Source organism: Arthrobacter sp. NPDC058127 (genome assembly GCF_042884555.1).
Lineage (GTDB): Bacteria > Actinomycetota > Actinomycetes > Actinomycetales > Micrococcaceae > Arthrobacter.
Map to the genome: position 1 here is coordinate 170,720 of NZ_JBHVTT010000005.1, position 14,448 is coordinate 185,167.

The window sequence follows — 14,448 nt, forward strand, 5'->3', positions numbered from 1 at the left end:
CGCCCATGCGTGAGCTCACCGCGGTAGAGGAACTTATCGACGGGAGTGCGAGCCGATTCCTGGTCGGCGCGTCGGACCAAGGACTCCGGTCCAGGCTCACGGAGTTCACCGTCTTCGGCCTCAAACAGGCCTGGGCGTGCATCTTCGGCGCTTCGCTCCTTGCCGTCATTTTCGGCGCGCACCTCTGGTACCCGGCCAAAGCCGGCCTCGCGAGGAACGATTTCCTGACGATCGCCGCCGTCGTGATCCAAATCCTGATGGTGGCCACGAGGCTTGAAACCTTGCGCGAGCTCCGGGTGATCGTGCTCTTCCACTTGGTAGGAACGGTCATGGAGTTGTTCAAGACCGGCGTCGGCTCGTGGTCCTATGAGGCTGAGGGCGTGCTGCGGGTCGGCGCCGTTCCGCTCTTCAGCGGCTTTATGTATGCGGCGGTCGGCTCGTACATGGTGCGGGTTTACCGGGTTTTCGACTTGCGCTTCGCCCGGTATCCGCGGCGTTGGATCACTGCGGTCCTGGCTGCGGCAATCTATGTGAACTTCTTTTCGCACCACTACACCGTTGATGCCCGCTGGGTCCTGCTGGCCGCCGTCGTCGTGATCTATGGTCGCTGCGTCATGCACTTCCGGGTGTTTCGGCGCCGGTTCCGGATGCCACTGGTCGTCGCGTTCCTGCTGGTGGCGCTCTTTATCTGGATTGCCGAGAACATCGCCACTTGGTCGCACGCCTGGCTGTATCCGAGCCAGTTGGACGGCTGGCATTTGGTGTCGGCGGACAAGCTTGTCTCGTGGTTCCTCCTGATGATCATCTCCGTGGTGCTGGTGGCATGGGTCTACAAGCCGATGCCGCCTGACACGACGGGCGTTCTCCCACGGCGAAATCGCGCGTAAATCTCCGTGTTTCCGGGGTTCCTTGGCCGTGAATCCGCAAAGTTGAGCGTACTCGACTCAACTTTGGATTGACATCGAACGGGGCCTGAGTACAGTTGAGTGAAGAACGCTCAACCCGGTTTCATTGAAAGGAAGCAACATATGTCACGCGCTGTAGGTATCGACCTCGGAACCACCAACTCCGTCGTCTCTGTTCTCGAAGGTGGCGAGCCCACCGTCATTGCCAACGCCGAGGGTGGACGCACCACGCCGTCGGTCGTTGCATTCTCCAAGTCCGGTGAAGTCCTGGTTGGTGAAATTGCCAAGCGCCAGGCCGTCAACAACATCGACCGCACCATCGCTTCCGTGAAGCGACACATGGGCACCGACTGGTCCGTTGCCATCGACGACAAGAAGTACACGCCGCAGGAAATCTCCGCGCGTATCCTCATGAAGCTGAAGAACGACGCCGAGAGCTACCTCGGCGAAAAGGTCACCGACGCTGTCATCACCGTCCCGGCCTACTTCAACGACGCCGAGCGCCAGGCCACCAAGGAAGCCGGCGAAATCGCCGGCATGAACGTCCTCCGCATTGTCAACGAGCCCACCGCCGCTGCACTTGCGTACGGCCTGGACAAGGGCAAGGAAGACGAACTCATCCTGGTCTTCGACCTCGGCGGCGGAACGTTCGACGTCTCCCTGCTGGAAGTCGGCAAGGACGAAGACGGCTTCTCCACCATCCAGGTCCGCGCCACGGCCGGTGACAACCGCCTCGGCGGCGACGACTGGGACCAGCGCGTTGTTGACTACCTGCTGAACCAGCTCAAGATCAAGGGCATCGACCTTTCCAAGGACAAGATCGCCCTGCAGCGTCTGCGCGAGGCTTCGGAGCAGGCCAAGAAGGAACTCTCTTCCTCCACCAGCACCAACGTCTCCCTCCAGTACCTCTCCGTCACCCCCGACGGCCCGGTCCACCTGGACGAGCAGCTGACCCGCGCCAAGTTCCAGGACCTCACCAAGGACCTGCTCGAGCGCACCAAGAAGCCGTTCCACGACGTCATCGCCGAGACCGGCATCAAGCTCTCCGAAATCGACCACATCGTTCTCGTGGGCGGTTCCACCCGTATGCCCGCCGTTTACGACCTCGTGAAGGAACTTGCCGGCGGCAAGGAGCCCAACAAGGGCGTCAACCCGGACGAAGTTGTCGCCGTTGGCGCAGCCCTCCAGGCCGGTGTGCTGAAGGGCGAGCGCAAGGACGTCCTCCTGATCGACGTCACCCCGCTGTCCCTCGGTATCGAAACCAAGGGCGGCGTCATGACGCACCTGATCGAGCGCAACACGGCCATCCCCACCAAGCGTTCCGAGACCTTCACCACCGCTGACGACAACCAGCCGTCCGTGGCCATCCAGGTCTTCCAGGGCGAGCGTGAATTCACCCGCGACAACAAGCCGCTGGGCACGTTCGAACTGACCGGCATCGCTCCGGCACCGCGCGGCGTCCCCCAGGTCGAGGTCACCTTCGACATCGACGCCAACGGCATCGTCCACGTCTCCGCCAAGGACAAGGGCACCGGCAAGGAGCAGTCGATGACCATCACCGGCGGCACCGCGCTGTCGAAGGAAGACATCGACCGCATGGTCCGCGAAGCCGAGGAACACGCAGCCGAGGACAAGGCCCGCCGCGAGGCTACCGACACCCGCAACACTGCCGAGCAGCTCGCCTACTCCGTGGACAAGCTCATCGCCGAAAACGACGACAAGCTGCCTGAAGAGGTCAAGACCGAGGTCAAGGCCGACGTCGACGCCCTCAAGAAGGCCCTCGAGGGCACCGACGACGCAGCAGTGAAGACCGCTTTCGAGAAGCTGCAGCACTCGCAGTCGAAGCTCGGCGAAGCGATCTACTCGCAGGCCGGTTCCCCGGACGGCGCAAGCAGCGCCGCAGGTGCTGAAGGCGCTCACGCTGATGCCAAGGCTGCCGACGAGGACATCGTCGACGCCGAGATCATCGACGAAGACGAAAAGAAGTAAGCATGCCTCACCACGGCAACGACGCAGAGCACTCACCTTCCAACAACGAGGGCAACGAGCAGCACAAGCCGGTCATTCGGGACAACCGCAAGGTTGACCCGGAGACCGGGGCCGCCCGCCACGCCCAAGGATCGGCAGCTGATTCCAACGCCGCTGCCGCCGAGGGCGACGCCCTGTCCCAGGCTGAGGAAATCCTCAACGGCATGGAGGTTCCGGCTGAAGAGTCGGTAGCCCCCGGAGCCGCTGCAGAAGCAGAGGCCGCGGAACTCCGCAACGACCTCCTCCGACTGCAGGCTGAGTACGTCAACTACCGCAAGCGCGTCGAACGCGACCGCGCCGTCGCAGGGGAAATGGCCGTCATCGGCGTCCTGAACTCCCTGCTGCCGGTGCTGGACGACGTCGACGCCGCCCGCCAGCACGGCGACCTCGTGGACGGCCCGTTCGCCGCGATCGCAGCCAAACTGGAGAACGCGCTGAAGACGTACGGCTTGGAGCGCATCGCGGAAACCGGAGTCGACTTCGACCCCACGATCCACGAAGCCCTCATCCAGCAACCGGGCGAGGACATCGAAGTAGACACCGTCAGCCAAGTGCTGCGCTCCGGCTACCGGTCCGGCGACCGCGTGCTGCGCGCGGCCCAGGTGATTGTGGCTGTGCCGGCCTGAGGTTCTCACCGCGCTATGTGTGCTCACCTTGGCGCTTCGCCGGATATGGGGCGGTGCCCGCTTCGCGGTGCCCTCCACACCGCCGCCCCATATCCGGCTTCGCGCCCGCTGTAAGCTCGCCTCAGGTGAGATGACAGCAGGCGCGAAGCGATGCATAGGCCCCGGGAGTGGCATCGGGCCTGCCGGAGCGTGGCGGCTGAAGTCCGTAGGACTTAGCCGCCACGCGAAGGGGCGGGGGCCTATGCATCGCGTAGCGCACGCAACCGAACACGGAAACGAAAGAGAGAAGCCGAGTGGCCAGCCAGGACTGGGTTGAGAAGGATTTTTACGCCATCCTTGGTGTCGCCAAGGACGCCTCTGACGCTGACATCAAGAAGGCGTACCGCAAGCTTGCGCGGAAGTACCATCCGGATACCAATTCCGGGGATGCTACTGCGGAAAAGAAGTTCAAGGACATCTCGGAGGCCTATTCGGTGCTCTCGGATGCCGAGGAGCGCCAGCAGTACGATGCCATTCGCGCCATGGGCGGGGCACGCTTCGCTCCGGGAGCAGCTCGCGGCGGGCCGGCCAATGGCGGTTTCGAGGACTTGTTCGGAGGGCTTTTCGGCGGCGGCGCGCGCCAGCCTGCCGGTGCTGGAGGCATCCCGCCCGAGTTCGCTGATCTCTTCGGCGGCGGTTTCGGCGGCGGACAGACCGGTTTCCAGCGCGCTCCCCAAAAAGGCAGCGACCGCACGGCATCCACCTCGATTTCCTTTGCCGGCTCCATTCACGGCACCACGGTGAGCTTGCGCGAAAGCAACGGCAACGTCATCGACGTGAAGATTCCGGCGGGCATCAGGGACGGCCAGAAGGTCCGTCAGCGCGGCAAGGGCAACCCCGGTGCCGCCGGCAACGGGGACCTCATCATCACGGTGAACGTCAAGCCCCACGATTTCTTCAACCGCGACGGCGACAACATCCGCATCCATGTGCCGGTCACCTTCGCGGAGGCGGCTTTGGGTTCCAACATCCACGTGCCGACGCTCGACGGCGACTCCGTCACCGTCCGCGTCCCGGCCGGCACGCCTTCCGGGCGCACGCTCCGCGTCAAGGGACGAGGCGTCAAAACATCGAAGGGGACCGGGGATCTGCTGGTGACGATCGACGTCGCCGTCCCGCAGAACCTCAACAAAGAGGCCGAGGAGGCCGTCAAGGCATTCGCCGCAGCCACTGCCGACGCCGATCCCCGCCACGACCTGGCCGCCAAGGCCCGCTTGTAGCGGCAGAACACATGGGAGGGGACGTAGGCATGGGCATCGACATCAACCAGCCGATCTTCGTCATCTCCGTCGCGGCCGAACTGGCTGACATGCATCCGCAGACCCTGCGCCAGTACGACCGCCTCGGCATCGTGTCGCCGAGCCGTGCCCCGGGCAAGTCGCGGCGTTACTCCCAGCGCGACATCGACCGTTTGCGCGAGGTCCAGCGGCTCTCCCACGAGGGCGTGTCCCTCGAGGGCATCAAGCGAATCCTTGAGCTCGAAAACCAGGTGGCCGCGCTGCAGTTCCGCGTTGCCGAGTTGAGCGAGGAACTGCAGCGCCGGCGGAGCCCGATGGAGGCCCGCGTTTTCGCCGCGGGAGCAGCGGGCGACGTCGTCAGCCTGGCCCGCGGGCAGCGCCCCCGGGCGCGGTCCCAGGCAGTTGTGGTGTGGCGGCCGCGACCGGGGGAGTAGTCCTCTAGTGCTGCGAGAGGGACGCCAGCAGCACCGTCGCTTCCTGTCCGGCCCACGTGCCCCGAAGGGCAGCCGAATCTTCCGAACCCTGGGTCCCCAGATCCAGGACACGGTTCACCAGCAGTGTGAGCTCACCGGCGTCGATGCTGGTGACGCTGTGTTCGGTAATCGGGGCTGCCGGGGTCAGTGCAGGGACTTCGCTACCGGGAGTTCCGCTGCCCTTGGCCTCGACGGAACTCTTGCGTGGCTCCAGCACGCCGTCCACGTCCACGAACTGTTCGGCTTCCCGCTGTCCAGTGAGGAGGCGGTGGCAAGGGCAGTGACGTAGACGGGATCGGCGCAGGCGTCGTACACCCACCTCGTGCCCAACACGGAGTGTTCCATGGTCCCGAGTAGCGAGTCCTCCGCGCCGGGTAATTCCGAACCCCGATAGCTCAGGGGAACCTGGTAGACCTTGCCGCCGTGGGAGACCAGGTGGGTCTCGAGGCCGACTTCGCCGTCCGGATCATCGAAGCGGTACGCTCCGAGCAGCTCGGGCGGTGCGGAGCCGTCCTGGGTGAACCACGGCTGAACGGGCAAGTACTTTTCGATGAGTTCAAGTTTGCTGGGACTCAGGGTCGCTCTGTGGATGATAGCCATGCGGTCCAGACTAGGCCACGTCGAAACGGTTGCTTCAGGGCGACCCTACTCCGCGAACAGCCCGGCCAGGTCCTCCGCCGTCAGCGCGCCACCGGCCAGGGCGTCGCCTTCCATGACATCCGCGAACAGCTGCGACTTCTTGGTCTTGAGCGCCATGACCTTTTCCTCGATGGTGTCCTTGGCCACCAATCGGTAGACCATGACGTTCCTCGCCTGCCCGATCCTGTGGGTGCGGTCTACGGCCTGCGCTTCGGAGGCGGGGTTCCACCACGGGTCCAGCAGGAACACGTAGTCGGCCTCGGTCAGGTTCAGGCCGAAGCCGCCGGCTTTCAAGGAAATGAGGAACACGGGCGCTGCACCGTTCTTGAATTCGCTCACGACGTCGGCCCGGTTCCGCGTGCTGCCGTCGAGGTAGCAATACTCGATGTCCTCCGCGTCGAGCCGCTCCCGGACCTTGCCCAGGAACCCCGTGAACTGGCTGAAGATGAGCGCCCGGTGCCCCTCGGCCACGATGTCCTCCAGCTGTTCGAACAACACGTCCAGCTTGGACGAGCGCACCGCGGACAAGGACTCGTCCACCAGGGAAACATCCAGGCTCAACTGCCGCAGCAGGGTGAGCGACTGGAAAATGGTGAAGCGGTTCTTATTGACATCGTCGATGAGCCCAAGGATCTTTTGCCGCTCACGCTGCAGATGCGTCTGGTAAACCTTCTGGTGCCGCGGGTTGAGCACCACTTCGAGCACCTGTTCCTGCTTGGGCGGCAGGTCCTTGATGACTTGCTCTTTGGTGCGGCGCATCATGAGGGGGCGGACCCGACGGCGGAGCTTGGCGAGTTGGCCCTTGTCGCCGTTCTTTTCGACCGGCTTTTGGTAGTACTCCGCGAAGCGGCGCGGGCTGGAGAACAGCCCTGGTGCCACGATTGAGGTCAGCGCCCAGAATTCCATGAGGTTGTTCTCAAGCGGCGTTCCTGTGATCGCCAGCTTGAAGGATGCCGGGAGCTTCCGGGCGCACTGGTAGGCCTTCGACTGGTGGTTCTTGACGAACTGGGCTTCGTCGAGCATGAGCCCGGCCCATTCCTTGGCGGCGTAGGCCTCGTAGTCGATCCGGAACAGCGCATAAGAGGTGATGACGACGTCGGTCCCGGCCATGGATTCCTGCGGATCCGCGCCGCTCTTGGCGAAGGTCTCTCCGATGGTCTTCACGCTCAGGCCGGGCGCGAAGCGTTGCACCTCTGCGGCCCAGTTGCCCACGACGCTGGTGGGGGCAACGACCAAGAAGGGGGCGTAGGGAGCGCCGCCACCCGAGCCACCCGCCCCACCCGCGCCGGATTCGGCGTGCTCCTTTGCCGCGCACATCAAGGCGATCGCCTGCACTGTCTTGCCGAGGCCCATGTCGTCGGCCAGGACGCCACCCAGGCTGTGGCGGTAGAGGAAACTCAGCCAGTTGAAGCCCTCCAACTGGTACGGACGCAGCTCGGCATCGAGCGAGCCCGGCAGCGGCAGCCCGGTCACGCCGTCGTCGAGCAATCCGCCCACGGCCTCGCGCCATGCGGCCGCCTGCTCGTCGACGATCCCCAATTGCGCGAGCTCATCCCAGAGCCCGGCCTGGAAACGGCTGATCTGCAGGGTGCCGTGCCGGTCCGGGTTGTCCTGCAAGGACCTGGCTTCGTCGATCAGCGCGCGGAGTTGGTGCAGTTCGGGCAGGTCCAGCGAGAAGTAGGCGCCGCTGGGCAGCAGCATCCGGCTCTGGCCGGCCGCGAGGGCGGAGAACACCGCCGCGAAGGACACAGGTTCGCCCTCGAGCGTGATGACGATGCCGAGATCGAACCAGTCGCGGCTGTCGGTGGCCTTGGTCGAAATGGAGACGACGGGAGCTTCGGTGGCCTCGCGGTAGTCGGCGATCTCGCCGGAGGTATCCACGACGACGTCGGGCAGCTCGCGGAGGCGGGGAAGCACCTCCTCGGTGAAGGCCAGCGTGTCCAGGCCATCAAGAGCCACCGAGGGCGCCAGCCGTGGAGCCCCCCAACCGCCGCTCGGCGACTCGCCCAGCGCGGCAACCACATCCCAAGGCCGGCCCAGGGACTCCAGGATCCGGGCTTCCGCGGCGTCGTCGCGGTAGCCGTGGTCGTCCGGGTGCCGCCAGAGGGGCTGGGCCGTCACGAGCTTACCGGCCTTGTAGTGCCACTCCCAGTGCAACCGGACCCGGTGGTCGGAGCCGTAGTTCGCCAGCAGGGACAGCATGGGCACGGCGAGGACCGGCAACTCAACGGAATGGTCCGCTGCCGTGACCCGCGTGGACTGCTTGAGTTTCGGATAGAACGCCGTGAGGAATCGTTCTTCGTCCTTCGCCGGGATCTGGAGCCGGGATGCGCCCATGACGAAATCGAGGAGTTCCTGCGATTCGCCGCCCTCCAAAGGGGCCAGAGTGATGAGGTTCCCGGGTGCCGGTACGCCGGGCAAGTGCCCCTCGCCGGGGCCCGTGAAGAACAACCCATGCGCCGGGCGTCCGATCAAGCCCAAGGCCGCCGGATCAAGGGCGTCGCCGCCCAAGGTCACCGACGGCGCCAGCTGCAGTCCGTCGTCGGGCCGGCTCAGGTCAAGCCCGACGACGGCGGGATCCGCCGCAATGCGGATCGGCTCGGTCCCGCCGGAGTGGATGAGGGAAACCCCGACTTTCGAGGCTTCGGCCAGCAGGCTCCATAGGTTCTTGCCGGCGAACTCGTTGAGGAGCATCCACATGCTGGACGTGAGCTGCCGGTAGTCAGCGGTGGAATGCGCGGCCAGGAAGTTCTGCATCCAGTCGATATGGGCTTCGTTGAACTCGCGCTTGTAGCCGAGGTAGTTCAGGTTGGTCCAGGAAACATCGCCCCGGATCCACTTGCCCTTGGCCCCCATCATCACCGGGCGGGCCTTGAGCTGGCGCACGCTGCGGAGAGGATCCCGCCGGCCTGTGTAGGAGAAGTGCGGGGCCGGTTCTTCCACCTCGAACGCCAGTGCCAAGGGGAGGCCCTGGCCTTGCGGGGTGGTCCCCGGAGTGGCGATGAGCTTGCTGAGTGCCTGCTCCCAGGCCGGGCGCTGCACGGCTGTCCCAGGCTGGGCCGTCTGTCCGAACGCGGGCGCGCTGAGCAGCTGTGCCCGCACGGCGGGATGGTCTTCGGCGGCGAAGAGCAGGGCGGCCACGTGTTTGCAGTCCTTGCGGACGGGGCAACTGCACACTCCCACAGTGCAGCTCCAGCCGCCGGGCTTACGGACCAGCTTGGCCGACGTCGAATACGCAGATGGGCCGCTGCCCCTGACCTTGCCCATCATCAGACCCGTGGCGGAGTCGAAAGTGATGCCGCTGACCCGGCTTCCCATGGCATATGCGAGGCCGGCCGCGAGGGAGCGGTCGTTAATGGCGGGTGTCTGAATCGCCAGTTCCCAGGAATCGTCTGAATGGGAAGGCATTCGTTAAGGCTACTTTCGGCAGGAGGCTATCTATGAATCCTAGGGCCCACGGAGCAGCCCTGAAACTTTGCCGGACGTTCACCTCTGCCTAGCTTGCCCGACAACCGCCCCCGCGTACGTTGAAAGGGTCCGGAGCAGCACAAGCTTCCAAGCAGTGAGGAAATCCCATGACCAGCAATGAGACCACCTTCAGGTACGTAACAGTTCTGACGAAGGACAGCATCGAGGCCGACAACGCAGACGTTGTGGACGCGAACGTCACCGTGGTCAACGAGATGTACGAGGAGCTCCTCAACCATGAGGAAATCGCTACCAACGCCCTGCGCAGCTACTTTGTGGACTACTACCTGACCCAGGCACTCGCTGGCGGTTTCGCCCAGTACGTCTTCACGGTCCCGGAACGCGAAGAGGTGGATGCGTTTGTCCGCGAAGGCCTCGAAGGGATGGGTGCCAAAGGCCACCTTGAGCTGTTCAACCGCACCGCCGCGGCATTCGACGCGCTGTCCGAGGACGACGCCGAGGCCTACCTGGACGGCGACCTTGACGAGTCCGAAGTGGCACCCGAAGCCGTTGCCGAGCTCGAGGCCCTCGACGGCGAATTCGAATCCCTCCTGGAAACCGAAGACATTATCGAACTCAACGCAGCGTGGCTCCGCAGCCAGGACGGTGTGCTCTACCTGGACGAGGAACAGCTGAAGGCACACATCGCCGAGCGAGTAGCCCTCATCCCGAACCTCGAAGAGCGCCAGGCCGAGGCCGCCGAAGCCGAACTCGAGAACGCCCCTGAATTCGAGCTCATCATCCGTGAATTGTGCGACGTTGCCGGCTACCAGCTCGAGAAGATCACCATGGGCGATCCCAACTACGAGCACGACGGCGAGACGGTCCTCGCCTGGCACTTCGCCACGGACCACGGCAACTACATCATGATCGAAGAGGACGACGAAGCCTTCATGATCCACCCTGAGACGAAGGAGATCATCGCCGCGGTGGAGTTCGAGGACGCTGAAGAGTTCGAGGACGCCTAAAACGCCCGCTCACCTTTAAGGCTTCCGGGGAGGACGCTCGCTCACCTTTGAGGCCTTTTGGACAAACGCTCGCTCAGATCTGCCGGCCGCTCCGGAGAGATCTGAGCGAGCGTTTGCCATTTGGGGTTCAAAGGTGAGCGAGGGTTTCAGTAGCCCATACTGCTGCCGCTTGGGGTGCTGCTGCTCGGGGTCACCATGGAACCGGACGGGCTGACCAGAGACCAGACACCGCCCACGCCTTGGCCGTAGGTGTCACTGGAATCTTCATCCTTGGAGTAGAAGTAGATGGGCATCCCATTGATGGTGATCTGCATCTTGCCGTCTGCCGTGGGGATGGTGCCGATGGTTCCGCTCACCCCATCAACCGCCGGCGTGGCCGACGTCGTTGTCACGGGGGGCCAGAGGGTAGCGCAGCCGCCGGTGCAGGCACTCTTGCCGGAATCCTTGACGTCCTTCGAGAAGACGTAGACACTCTTGCCGTTCGCCGCAACCACTCTCTCGCCCACGCTCGACGACGCCGTCTTCAGTTCCGCCGCGCCGGCAGGAGTGCTCGACGCCGGAGCGCTTGAACTCGACGCCGCGGAGCTGGGACTGGTTGCGCTTGAGGATGTGGAGGATGCGCCGGGGCTTCCTCCGCAGGCAGTGAGGGCGATGGCCAGAGCAAGAATTCCGAGCCCGGTGCCGAGTTGCTTCTTCATGGTTTGCTCCTTCGCTTGGACCGGTCATGGACGTGCCGGAAGCTAACCCGTACGACGCCGCCGGGTGAAGAATGGTTCACAGGGCTTGAACCTTTTTCGTGGCGGGCACGTCGTATCGCAGGAGAAGGGGAAGCCGAGCACCAAGGAGGCGCCGATGCCGCTCGACGAGGACGTGGTGGCCGCGATCTACCGCGACCACGGCACAGCCTTGCGCCGCTTCGTGTTGAGCTGCACGCCCGACGCGCACTTGGCCGAGGACGTAGTGCAGGAAACCATTCTTCGCGTATGGCAGCACGCCCCGCAGATCACGGGCAGCCTGCGGAGCTATTTGTTCCGCACTGCCCGCAATGTCATCATCGACAACTACCGCAAGGCCCAGCGGCGCCCGGCAGAGGCCGCCGAACGAGACATGGCGGACCCGGAGGAGGCCACCGAGCGAGTGGATGAACTCCTCAACCGGGTCCTTATGGAGGAAGCGCTCCTGAGGCTCAGCACCGAACACCGGGAGGTCCTGGTAGCCCTGCATTACGAACGTTTCACGGTGACCGAGGCCGCGCTGAGGCTCAACATCCCCAGCGGAACGGTGAAATCCAGGGCCTTCTACGCCGTCAGGGCGCTTCGCACGATTCTCGACGAAATGGGGGTGCAGCGGTGAACGAAACAGGACTTCACCAATTGCTGGGCGCCTACTTGCTCGGCGGACTCGAGCCCGCCGAGGCCCGGGTTTTCGAGGAGCATTTGGCAAGCTGCGCTGATTGCCGGCTCGAGCTGGGGGAACTGGAGAGCCTCCCGGCCCTCCTCGACGCCGTCCCCGTGCCCGACGCCGTCGCGCTCGCCGCCGGGCGCCCCGCCGTCGAGCCTTCCGCCGCTGCCCCTTCCGACGCGCGCTCACTTATAGGGGCTTTTTCGGAAAGGCTCCCGCAGCCGATTCTCCTGAAAATGGCAGCACGGCGACGGAAATCCCGACGGCGGTGGACGGCTCTGGTGGGTGCCGTCGCCGCGGCCTGCCTTGGGGTGGGCATATTGGCGGGTCCCGTGTTGAACCAGCCACCCAAGCCGGACGCCAGCTACTCCGTGCAGACGGACAATGGCCTGCAGCTCACCGTGGGGCTCGTCAGGAAGGCGTGGGGGACCGAGCTTCAGCTGGAAGGGCACAGCATGCCGCCGCAAGGCACGATGTACCTGTGGGTCAAGGGCCGCGACGGCACGGAGGAAATGGCCTGCGGATGGACCGCGACGTCCAGCGGCCACATCAAGGTCACGGGTGCGACGCCGGTCCAGCTCGCCGGGATTTCGGGCGTGGAACTGCGCGATGACAACCAAAAGACGGTCGCCGTGATTTCGGTCCCGGGGAGCTAGGGGTTTCCGGGACCTATGCGGCTAGGCGGATGCTGCTTCTCTGGCCTCAGGATCTGGCAGATCGTTTCGCTCCCAGGCGGGCATGTCCAGTCGGTTGAAACTGTAGAGATGGATTCCCGAGACACCATCCGGGTGCGCCATGAGCTCGGAAACGAGGCCTTCCGGTGAGTACTTGTCCCCGCCTAGGAGCTTCCGGGCAAGTGTTCCTTTATTGCTGAGGAACTTCAGGGACGTCCCGACGCCGATCTGGGCCGCCAGGGCCAGCAGTTTGGTCCGGGGAACGGCCCCGGCCACGCCTGCCCACACCGGCAGCTCGACGCCTTCCCGGCGCAGGAGTGCTGCGTAGTCGAGGATCGTCGGGGCGGAGAAGCACATTTGCGTGACAACGTGCGTGGCCAGGTGTTGTTTGGCCAGCAGGGCGTCGAGCAAGTCCAGCCCGCTCACGGAAGGATGCCCCTCGGGGTAACCGGCGATGCCCGCTGTGATGCTGCCGCCGGAGTACTCTGCGATGTCTGCCAAGAGGGGAAGGGTTGATCGATAGGGGCCGGCACCAAGAGGTCCGTCTCCGCCGATGGCGAAGACTTCCGTGATCCCGGCGGTTTCGCAGTCCCGGAGGATGCCGGAAAGCTGCGCCCGGTGCTCCAGCCCGCGTGCCGAGAGGTGCGGAATCACGTTGTAGCCGAGGAGGCTGAGCTTGATGGAAGCCTCCATGGTCCGCGCGATGCCGTGGTGGGGCAGGCAGGTAACGGTGAGCGTTGTGGAAAGCGGCACAGCGGCCTGGACTTTCTCAACGATTCCGTCTGAGGGGATGATTTCAATCCGGGTGGGGAACATGCTGGCTCCTTGCGGATCAGGCCGTCGCGTGGTGTGCGAGGAGGGTGCGGGCTTCCTGGCGGGTGGTGCCGGAGTCCTGGATGCCTTCGGCGATGTGGGCCAGGTGCGTGGGGATTTCGCGGCCTTTTTTGCGCATCGCGGTGGCCCAGAGGCGTCCGGCGCGGTAGGAGGAGCGGACCAGGGGGCCGGACATGACGCCGAGGAAGCCGATTTCCTCGGCTTCGGCGGCGAGTTCGACGAATTCCTGGGGTTTGACCCAGCGGTCCACGGGCAGGTGCCGTTCGGAGGGGCGCAGGTACTGGGTGATGGTGATCAGGTCACAGCCCGCGGCGTGCAGGTCGGTAAGGGCTTCGGAGATCTCTTCCCGGGTTTCGCCCATGCCCAGGATCAGGTTGGATTTGGTGACCATCCCGTGGGCCCGGCCCTGGGTGATGACGTCCAGGGAGCGGTCGTAGCGGAACGCGGGGCGGATGCGCTTGAAGATCCGGGGCACGGTTTCGACGTTGTGCGCGAAGACCTCGGGGGCGGAGTCGCAGATCGCCTGGATGTGTTCGGGTTTGCCGGAGAAGTCGGGGATGAGCAGTTCGACGCCGGTGCCGGGGTTCAGTTCGTGGATCTTGCGGACGGTCTCGGCGTAGAGCCAGACGCCTTCGTCTGCCAGGTCGTCGCGGGCGACGCCGGTGACGGTGGCGTAGCGCAGGTTCATGGCCTGGACGGAGCGGGCGACCTTGGTGGGTTCGAACATGTCCACGGGGGAGGGTTTGCCGGTGTCGATCTGGCAGAAGTCGCAGCGGCGGGTGCATTCGGAGCCGCCGATCAGGAAGGTCGCTTCCTTGTCTTCCCAGCACTCGAAGATGTTCGGGCAGCCGGCTTCCTCGCAGACGGTGTGCAGGCCTTCTTTTTTCACGAGGTTCTTCAGGCCCACGAATTCCGGTCCCATCTGGACCTTGGCCTTGATCCACTCGGGCTTGCGTTCGACCGGGACGGCTTTGTTGCGCTGTTCAACGCGCAGCAGCTTACGGCCTTCAGGTGCCAGGGTCATGAGGAACTCCATAATTCAGGTGGCGCGGACGCACCACGATGATTCGGTTCCTCCCCGCTCTGTATTGGACCTGAGAGTTTCCGCGTCCTGCCTCGCGGCTGGACGCTTGCACCGTCGGTGAGTCCGGTTTC

At 64.6% G+C, this 14,448-nt stretch carries 14 protein-coding genes; 8 read left to right on the forward strand and 6 right to left on the reverse strand.

What is annotated here, in order from left to right; translation table 11 throughout:
• The first annotated feature begins 5 nt into the window (after positions 1-5).
• The 5 genes from ACFVTG_RS10035 (at position 6) to ACFVTG_RS10055 (ending at position 5,270) form a co-directional block, all read left to right on the forward strand.
• On the forward strand, positions 6-887 hold the full coding sequence (locus ACFVTG_RS10035) for a DUF817 domain-containing protein (protein WP_390280024.1): 882 nt from the start codon (positions 6-8) through the stop codon (positions 885-887).
• A gap of 141 nt (positions 888-1,028) precedes the next feature.
• On the forward strand, positions 1,029-2,894 hold the full coding sequence (dnaK, locus tag ACFVTG_RS10040) for a molecular chaperone DnaK (RefSeq protein ID WP_390280026.1): 1,866 nt from the start codon (positions 1,029-1,031) through the stop codon (positions 2,892-2,894).
• Positions 2,895-2,896: 2 nt separating this feature from the next.
• Positions 2,897-3,559, forward strand: a complete 663-nt coding sequence (locus ACFVTG_RS10045; protein ID WP_390280028.1) for a nucleotide exchange factor GrpE — start codon at positions 2,897-2,899, stop codon at positions 3,557-3,559.
• Between the two features lie 293 nt (positions 3,560-3,852).
• The gene (locus ACFVTG_RS10050; RefSeq protein WP_284752868.1) at positions 3,853-4,818 is read left to right on the forward strand and encodes a DnaJ C-terminal domain-containing protein; all 966 of its coding nucleotides are present in this window, start codon (positions 3,853-3,855) and stop codon (positions 4,816-4,818) included.
• Positions 4,819-4,847: 29 nt separating this feature from the next.
• Positions 4,848-5,270 carry a heat shock protein transcriptional repressor HspR gene (locus ACFVTG_RS10055; RefSeq protein ID WP_269995195.1) on the forward strand — a complete coding sequence of 141 codons (423 nt, stop codon included), beginning with the start codon at positions 4,848-4,850 and terminating at the stop codon, positions 5,268-5,270.
• 4 nt (positions 5,271-5,274) lie between these two features.
• Here ACFVTG_RS10055 and ACFVTG_RS10060 read toward each other — a convergent pair whose 3' ends face one another.
• Genes ACFVTG_RS10060 through ACFVTG_RS10070 form a run of 3 tightly spaced genes read right to left on the reverse strand, consistent with a single transcriptional unit; the run spans position 5,275 to position 9,356 of the window.
• Positions 5,275-5,526, reverse strand: coding sequence for a hypothetical protein (locus ACFVTG_RS10060; RefSeq protein ID WP_390280219.1), 252 nt, complete (start codon positions 5,524-5,526; stop codon positions 5,275-5,277).
• Positions 5,454-5,909 carry a hypothetical protein gene (locus tag ACFVTG_RS10065; RefSeq protein ID WP_390280031.1) on the reverse strand — a complete coding sequence of 152 codons (456 nt, stop codon included), beginning with the start codon at positions 5,907-5,909 and terminating at the stop codon, positions 5,454-5,456. Before ACFVTG_RS10065 ends, ACFVTG_RS10060 begins: the two co-directional genes overlap by 73 nt.
• Positions 5,910-5,954: 45 nt before the next feature.
• Positions 5,955-9,356, reverse strand: a complete 3,402-nt coding sequence (locus ACFVTG_RS10070; RefSeq protein WP_390280033.1) for an SNF2-related protein — start codon at positions 9,354-9,356, stop codon at positions 5,955-5,957.
• A 167-nt stretch (positions 9,357-9,523) separates the two neighbouring features.
• Here ACFVTG_RS10070 and ACFVTG_RS10075 point away from each other — a divergent pair, with 167 nt between their 5' ends.
• Positions 9,524-10,384 (forward strand): hypothetical protein, encoded by an 861-nt coding sequence (locus ACFVTG_RS10075; protein ID WP_390280035.1) that lies wholly within the window; start codon positions 9,524-9,526, stop codon positions 10,382-10,384.
• 146 nt (positions 10,385-10,530) lie between these two features.
• Here ACFVTG_RS10075 and ACFVTG_RS10080 read toward each other — a convergent pair whose 3' ends face one another.
• A complete protein-coding gene (locus ACFVTG_RS10080; protein ID WP_284752886.1) occupies positions 10,531-11,082 on the reverse strand; it encodes a hypothetical protein in 552 nt (183 codons plus the stop codon).
• 154 nt (positions 11,083-11,236) lie between these two features.
• Between ACFVTG_RS10080 and ACFVTG_RS10085 the strand changes: the two genes are divergently transcribed.
• Complete coding sequence (locus ACFVTG_RS10085; protein WP_284752887.1) at positions 11,237-11,737, forward strand: sigma-70 family RNA polymerase sigma factor; 501 nt, start codon at positions 11,237-11,239, stop codon at positions 11,735-11,737.
• The gene (locus ACFVTG_RS10090; RefSeq protein WP_390280037.1) at positions 11,734-12,441 is read left to right on the forward strand and encodes a zf-HC2 domain-containing protein; all 708 of its coding nucleotides are present in this window, start codon (positions 11,734-11,736) and stop codon (positions 12,439-12,441) included. Before ACFVTG_RS10085 ends, ACFVTG_RS10090 begins: the two co-directional genes overlap by 4 nt.
• 21 nt (positions 12,442-12,462) lie before the next feature.
• Here ACFVTG_RS10090 and ACFVTG_RS10095 read toward each other — a convergent pair whose 3' ends face one another.
• Together ACFVTG_RS10095 and lipA are read right to left on the reverse strand one after the other, a co-directional pair.
• Positions 12,463-13,275 (reverse strand): methylenetetrahydrofolate reductase, encoded by an 813-nt coding sequence (locus tag ACFVTG_RS10095; protein WP_390280039.1) that lies wholly within the window; start codon positions 13,273-13,275, stop codon positions 12,463-12,465.
• 16 nt (positions 13,276-13,291) lie between these two features.
• Positions 13,292-14,317, reverse strand: coding sequence for a lipoyl synthase (gene lipA / locus ACFVTG_RS10100; RefSeq protein WP_390280041.1), 1,026 nt, complete (start codon positions 14,315-14,317; stop codon positions 13,292-13,294).
• Positions 14,318-14,448 lie beyond the last annotated feature (131 nt).

What these genes read in the sequence shown, in the direction of transcription:
- ACFVTG_RS10035 (WP_390280024.1), top strand. Translation starts at nt 6, where the DNA reads ATGCGTGAGCTCACCGCGGTAGAGGAACTTATCGACGGGAGTGCGAGC.
- dnaK (WP_390280026.1), top strand. Translation starts at nt 1,029, where the DNA reads ATGTCACGCGCTGTAGGTATCGACCTCGGAACCACCAACTCCGTCGTC.
- ACFVTG_RS10045 (WP_390280028.1), top strand. Translation starts at nt 2,897, where the DNA reads ATGCCTCACCACGGCAACGACGCAGAGCACTCACCTTCCAACAACGAG.
- ACFVTG_RS10055 (WP_269995195.1), top strand. Translation starts at nt 4,848, where the DNA reads ATGGGCATCGACATCAACCAGCCGATCTTCGTCATCTCCGTCGCGGCC.
- ACFVTG_RS10065 (WP_390280031.1), bottom strand. Translation starts at nt 5,909, where the DNA reads ATGGCTATCATCCACAGAGCGACCCTGAGTCCCAGCAAACTTGAACTC.
- ACFVTG_RS10070 (WP_390280033.1), bottom strand. Translation starts at nt 9,356, where the DNA reads ATGCCTTCCCATTCAGACGATTCCTGGGAACTGGCGATTCAGACACCC.
- ACFVTG_RS10075 (WP_390280035.1), top strand. Translation starts at nt 9,524, where the DNA reads ATGACCAGCAATGAGACCACCTTCAGGTACGTAACAGTTCTGACGAAG.
- ACFVTG_RS10080 (WP_284752886.1), bottom strand. Translation starts at nt 11,082, where the DNA reads ATGAAGAAGCAACTCGGCACCGGGCTCGGAATTCTTGCTCTGGCCATC.
- ACFVTG_RS10085 (WP_284752887.1), top strand. Translation starts at nt 11,237, where the DNA reads ATGCCGCTCGACGAGGACGTGGTGGCCGCGATCTACCGCGACCACGGC.
- ACFVTG_RS10095 (WP_390280039.1), bottom strand. Translation starts at nt 13,275, where the DNA reads ATGTTCCCCACCCGGATTGAAATCATCCCCTCAGACGGAATCGTTGAG.
- lipA (WP_390280041.1), bottom strand. Translation starts at nt 14,317, where the DNA reads ATGACCCTGGCACCTGAAGGCCGTAAGCTGCTGCGCGTTGAACAGCGC.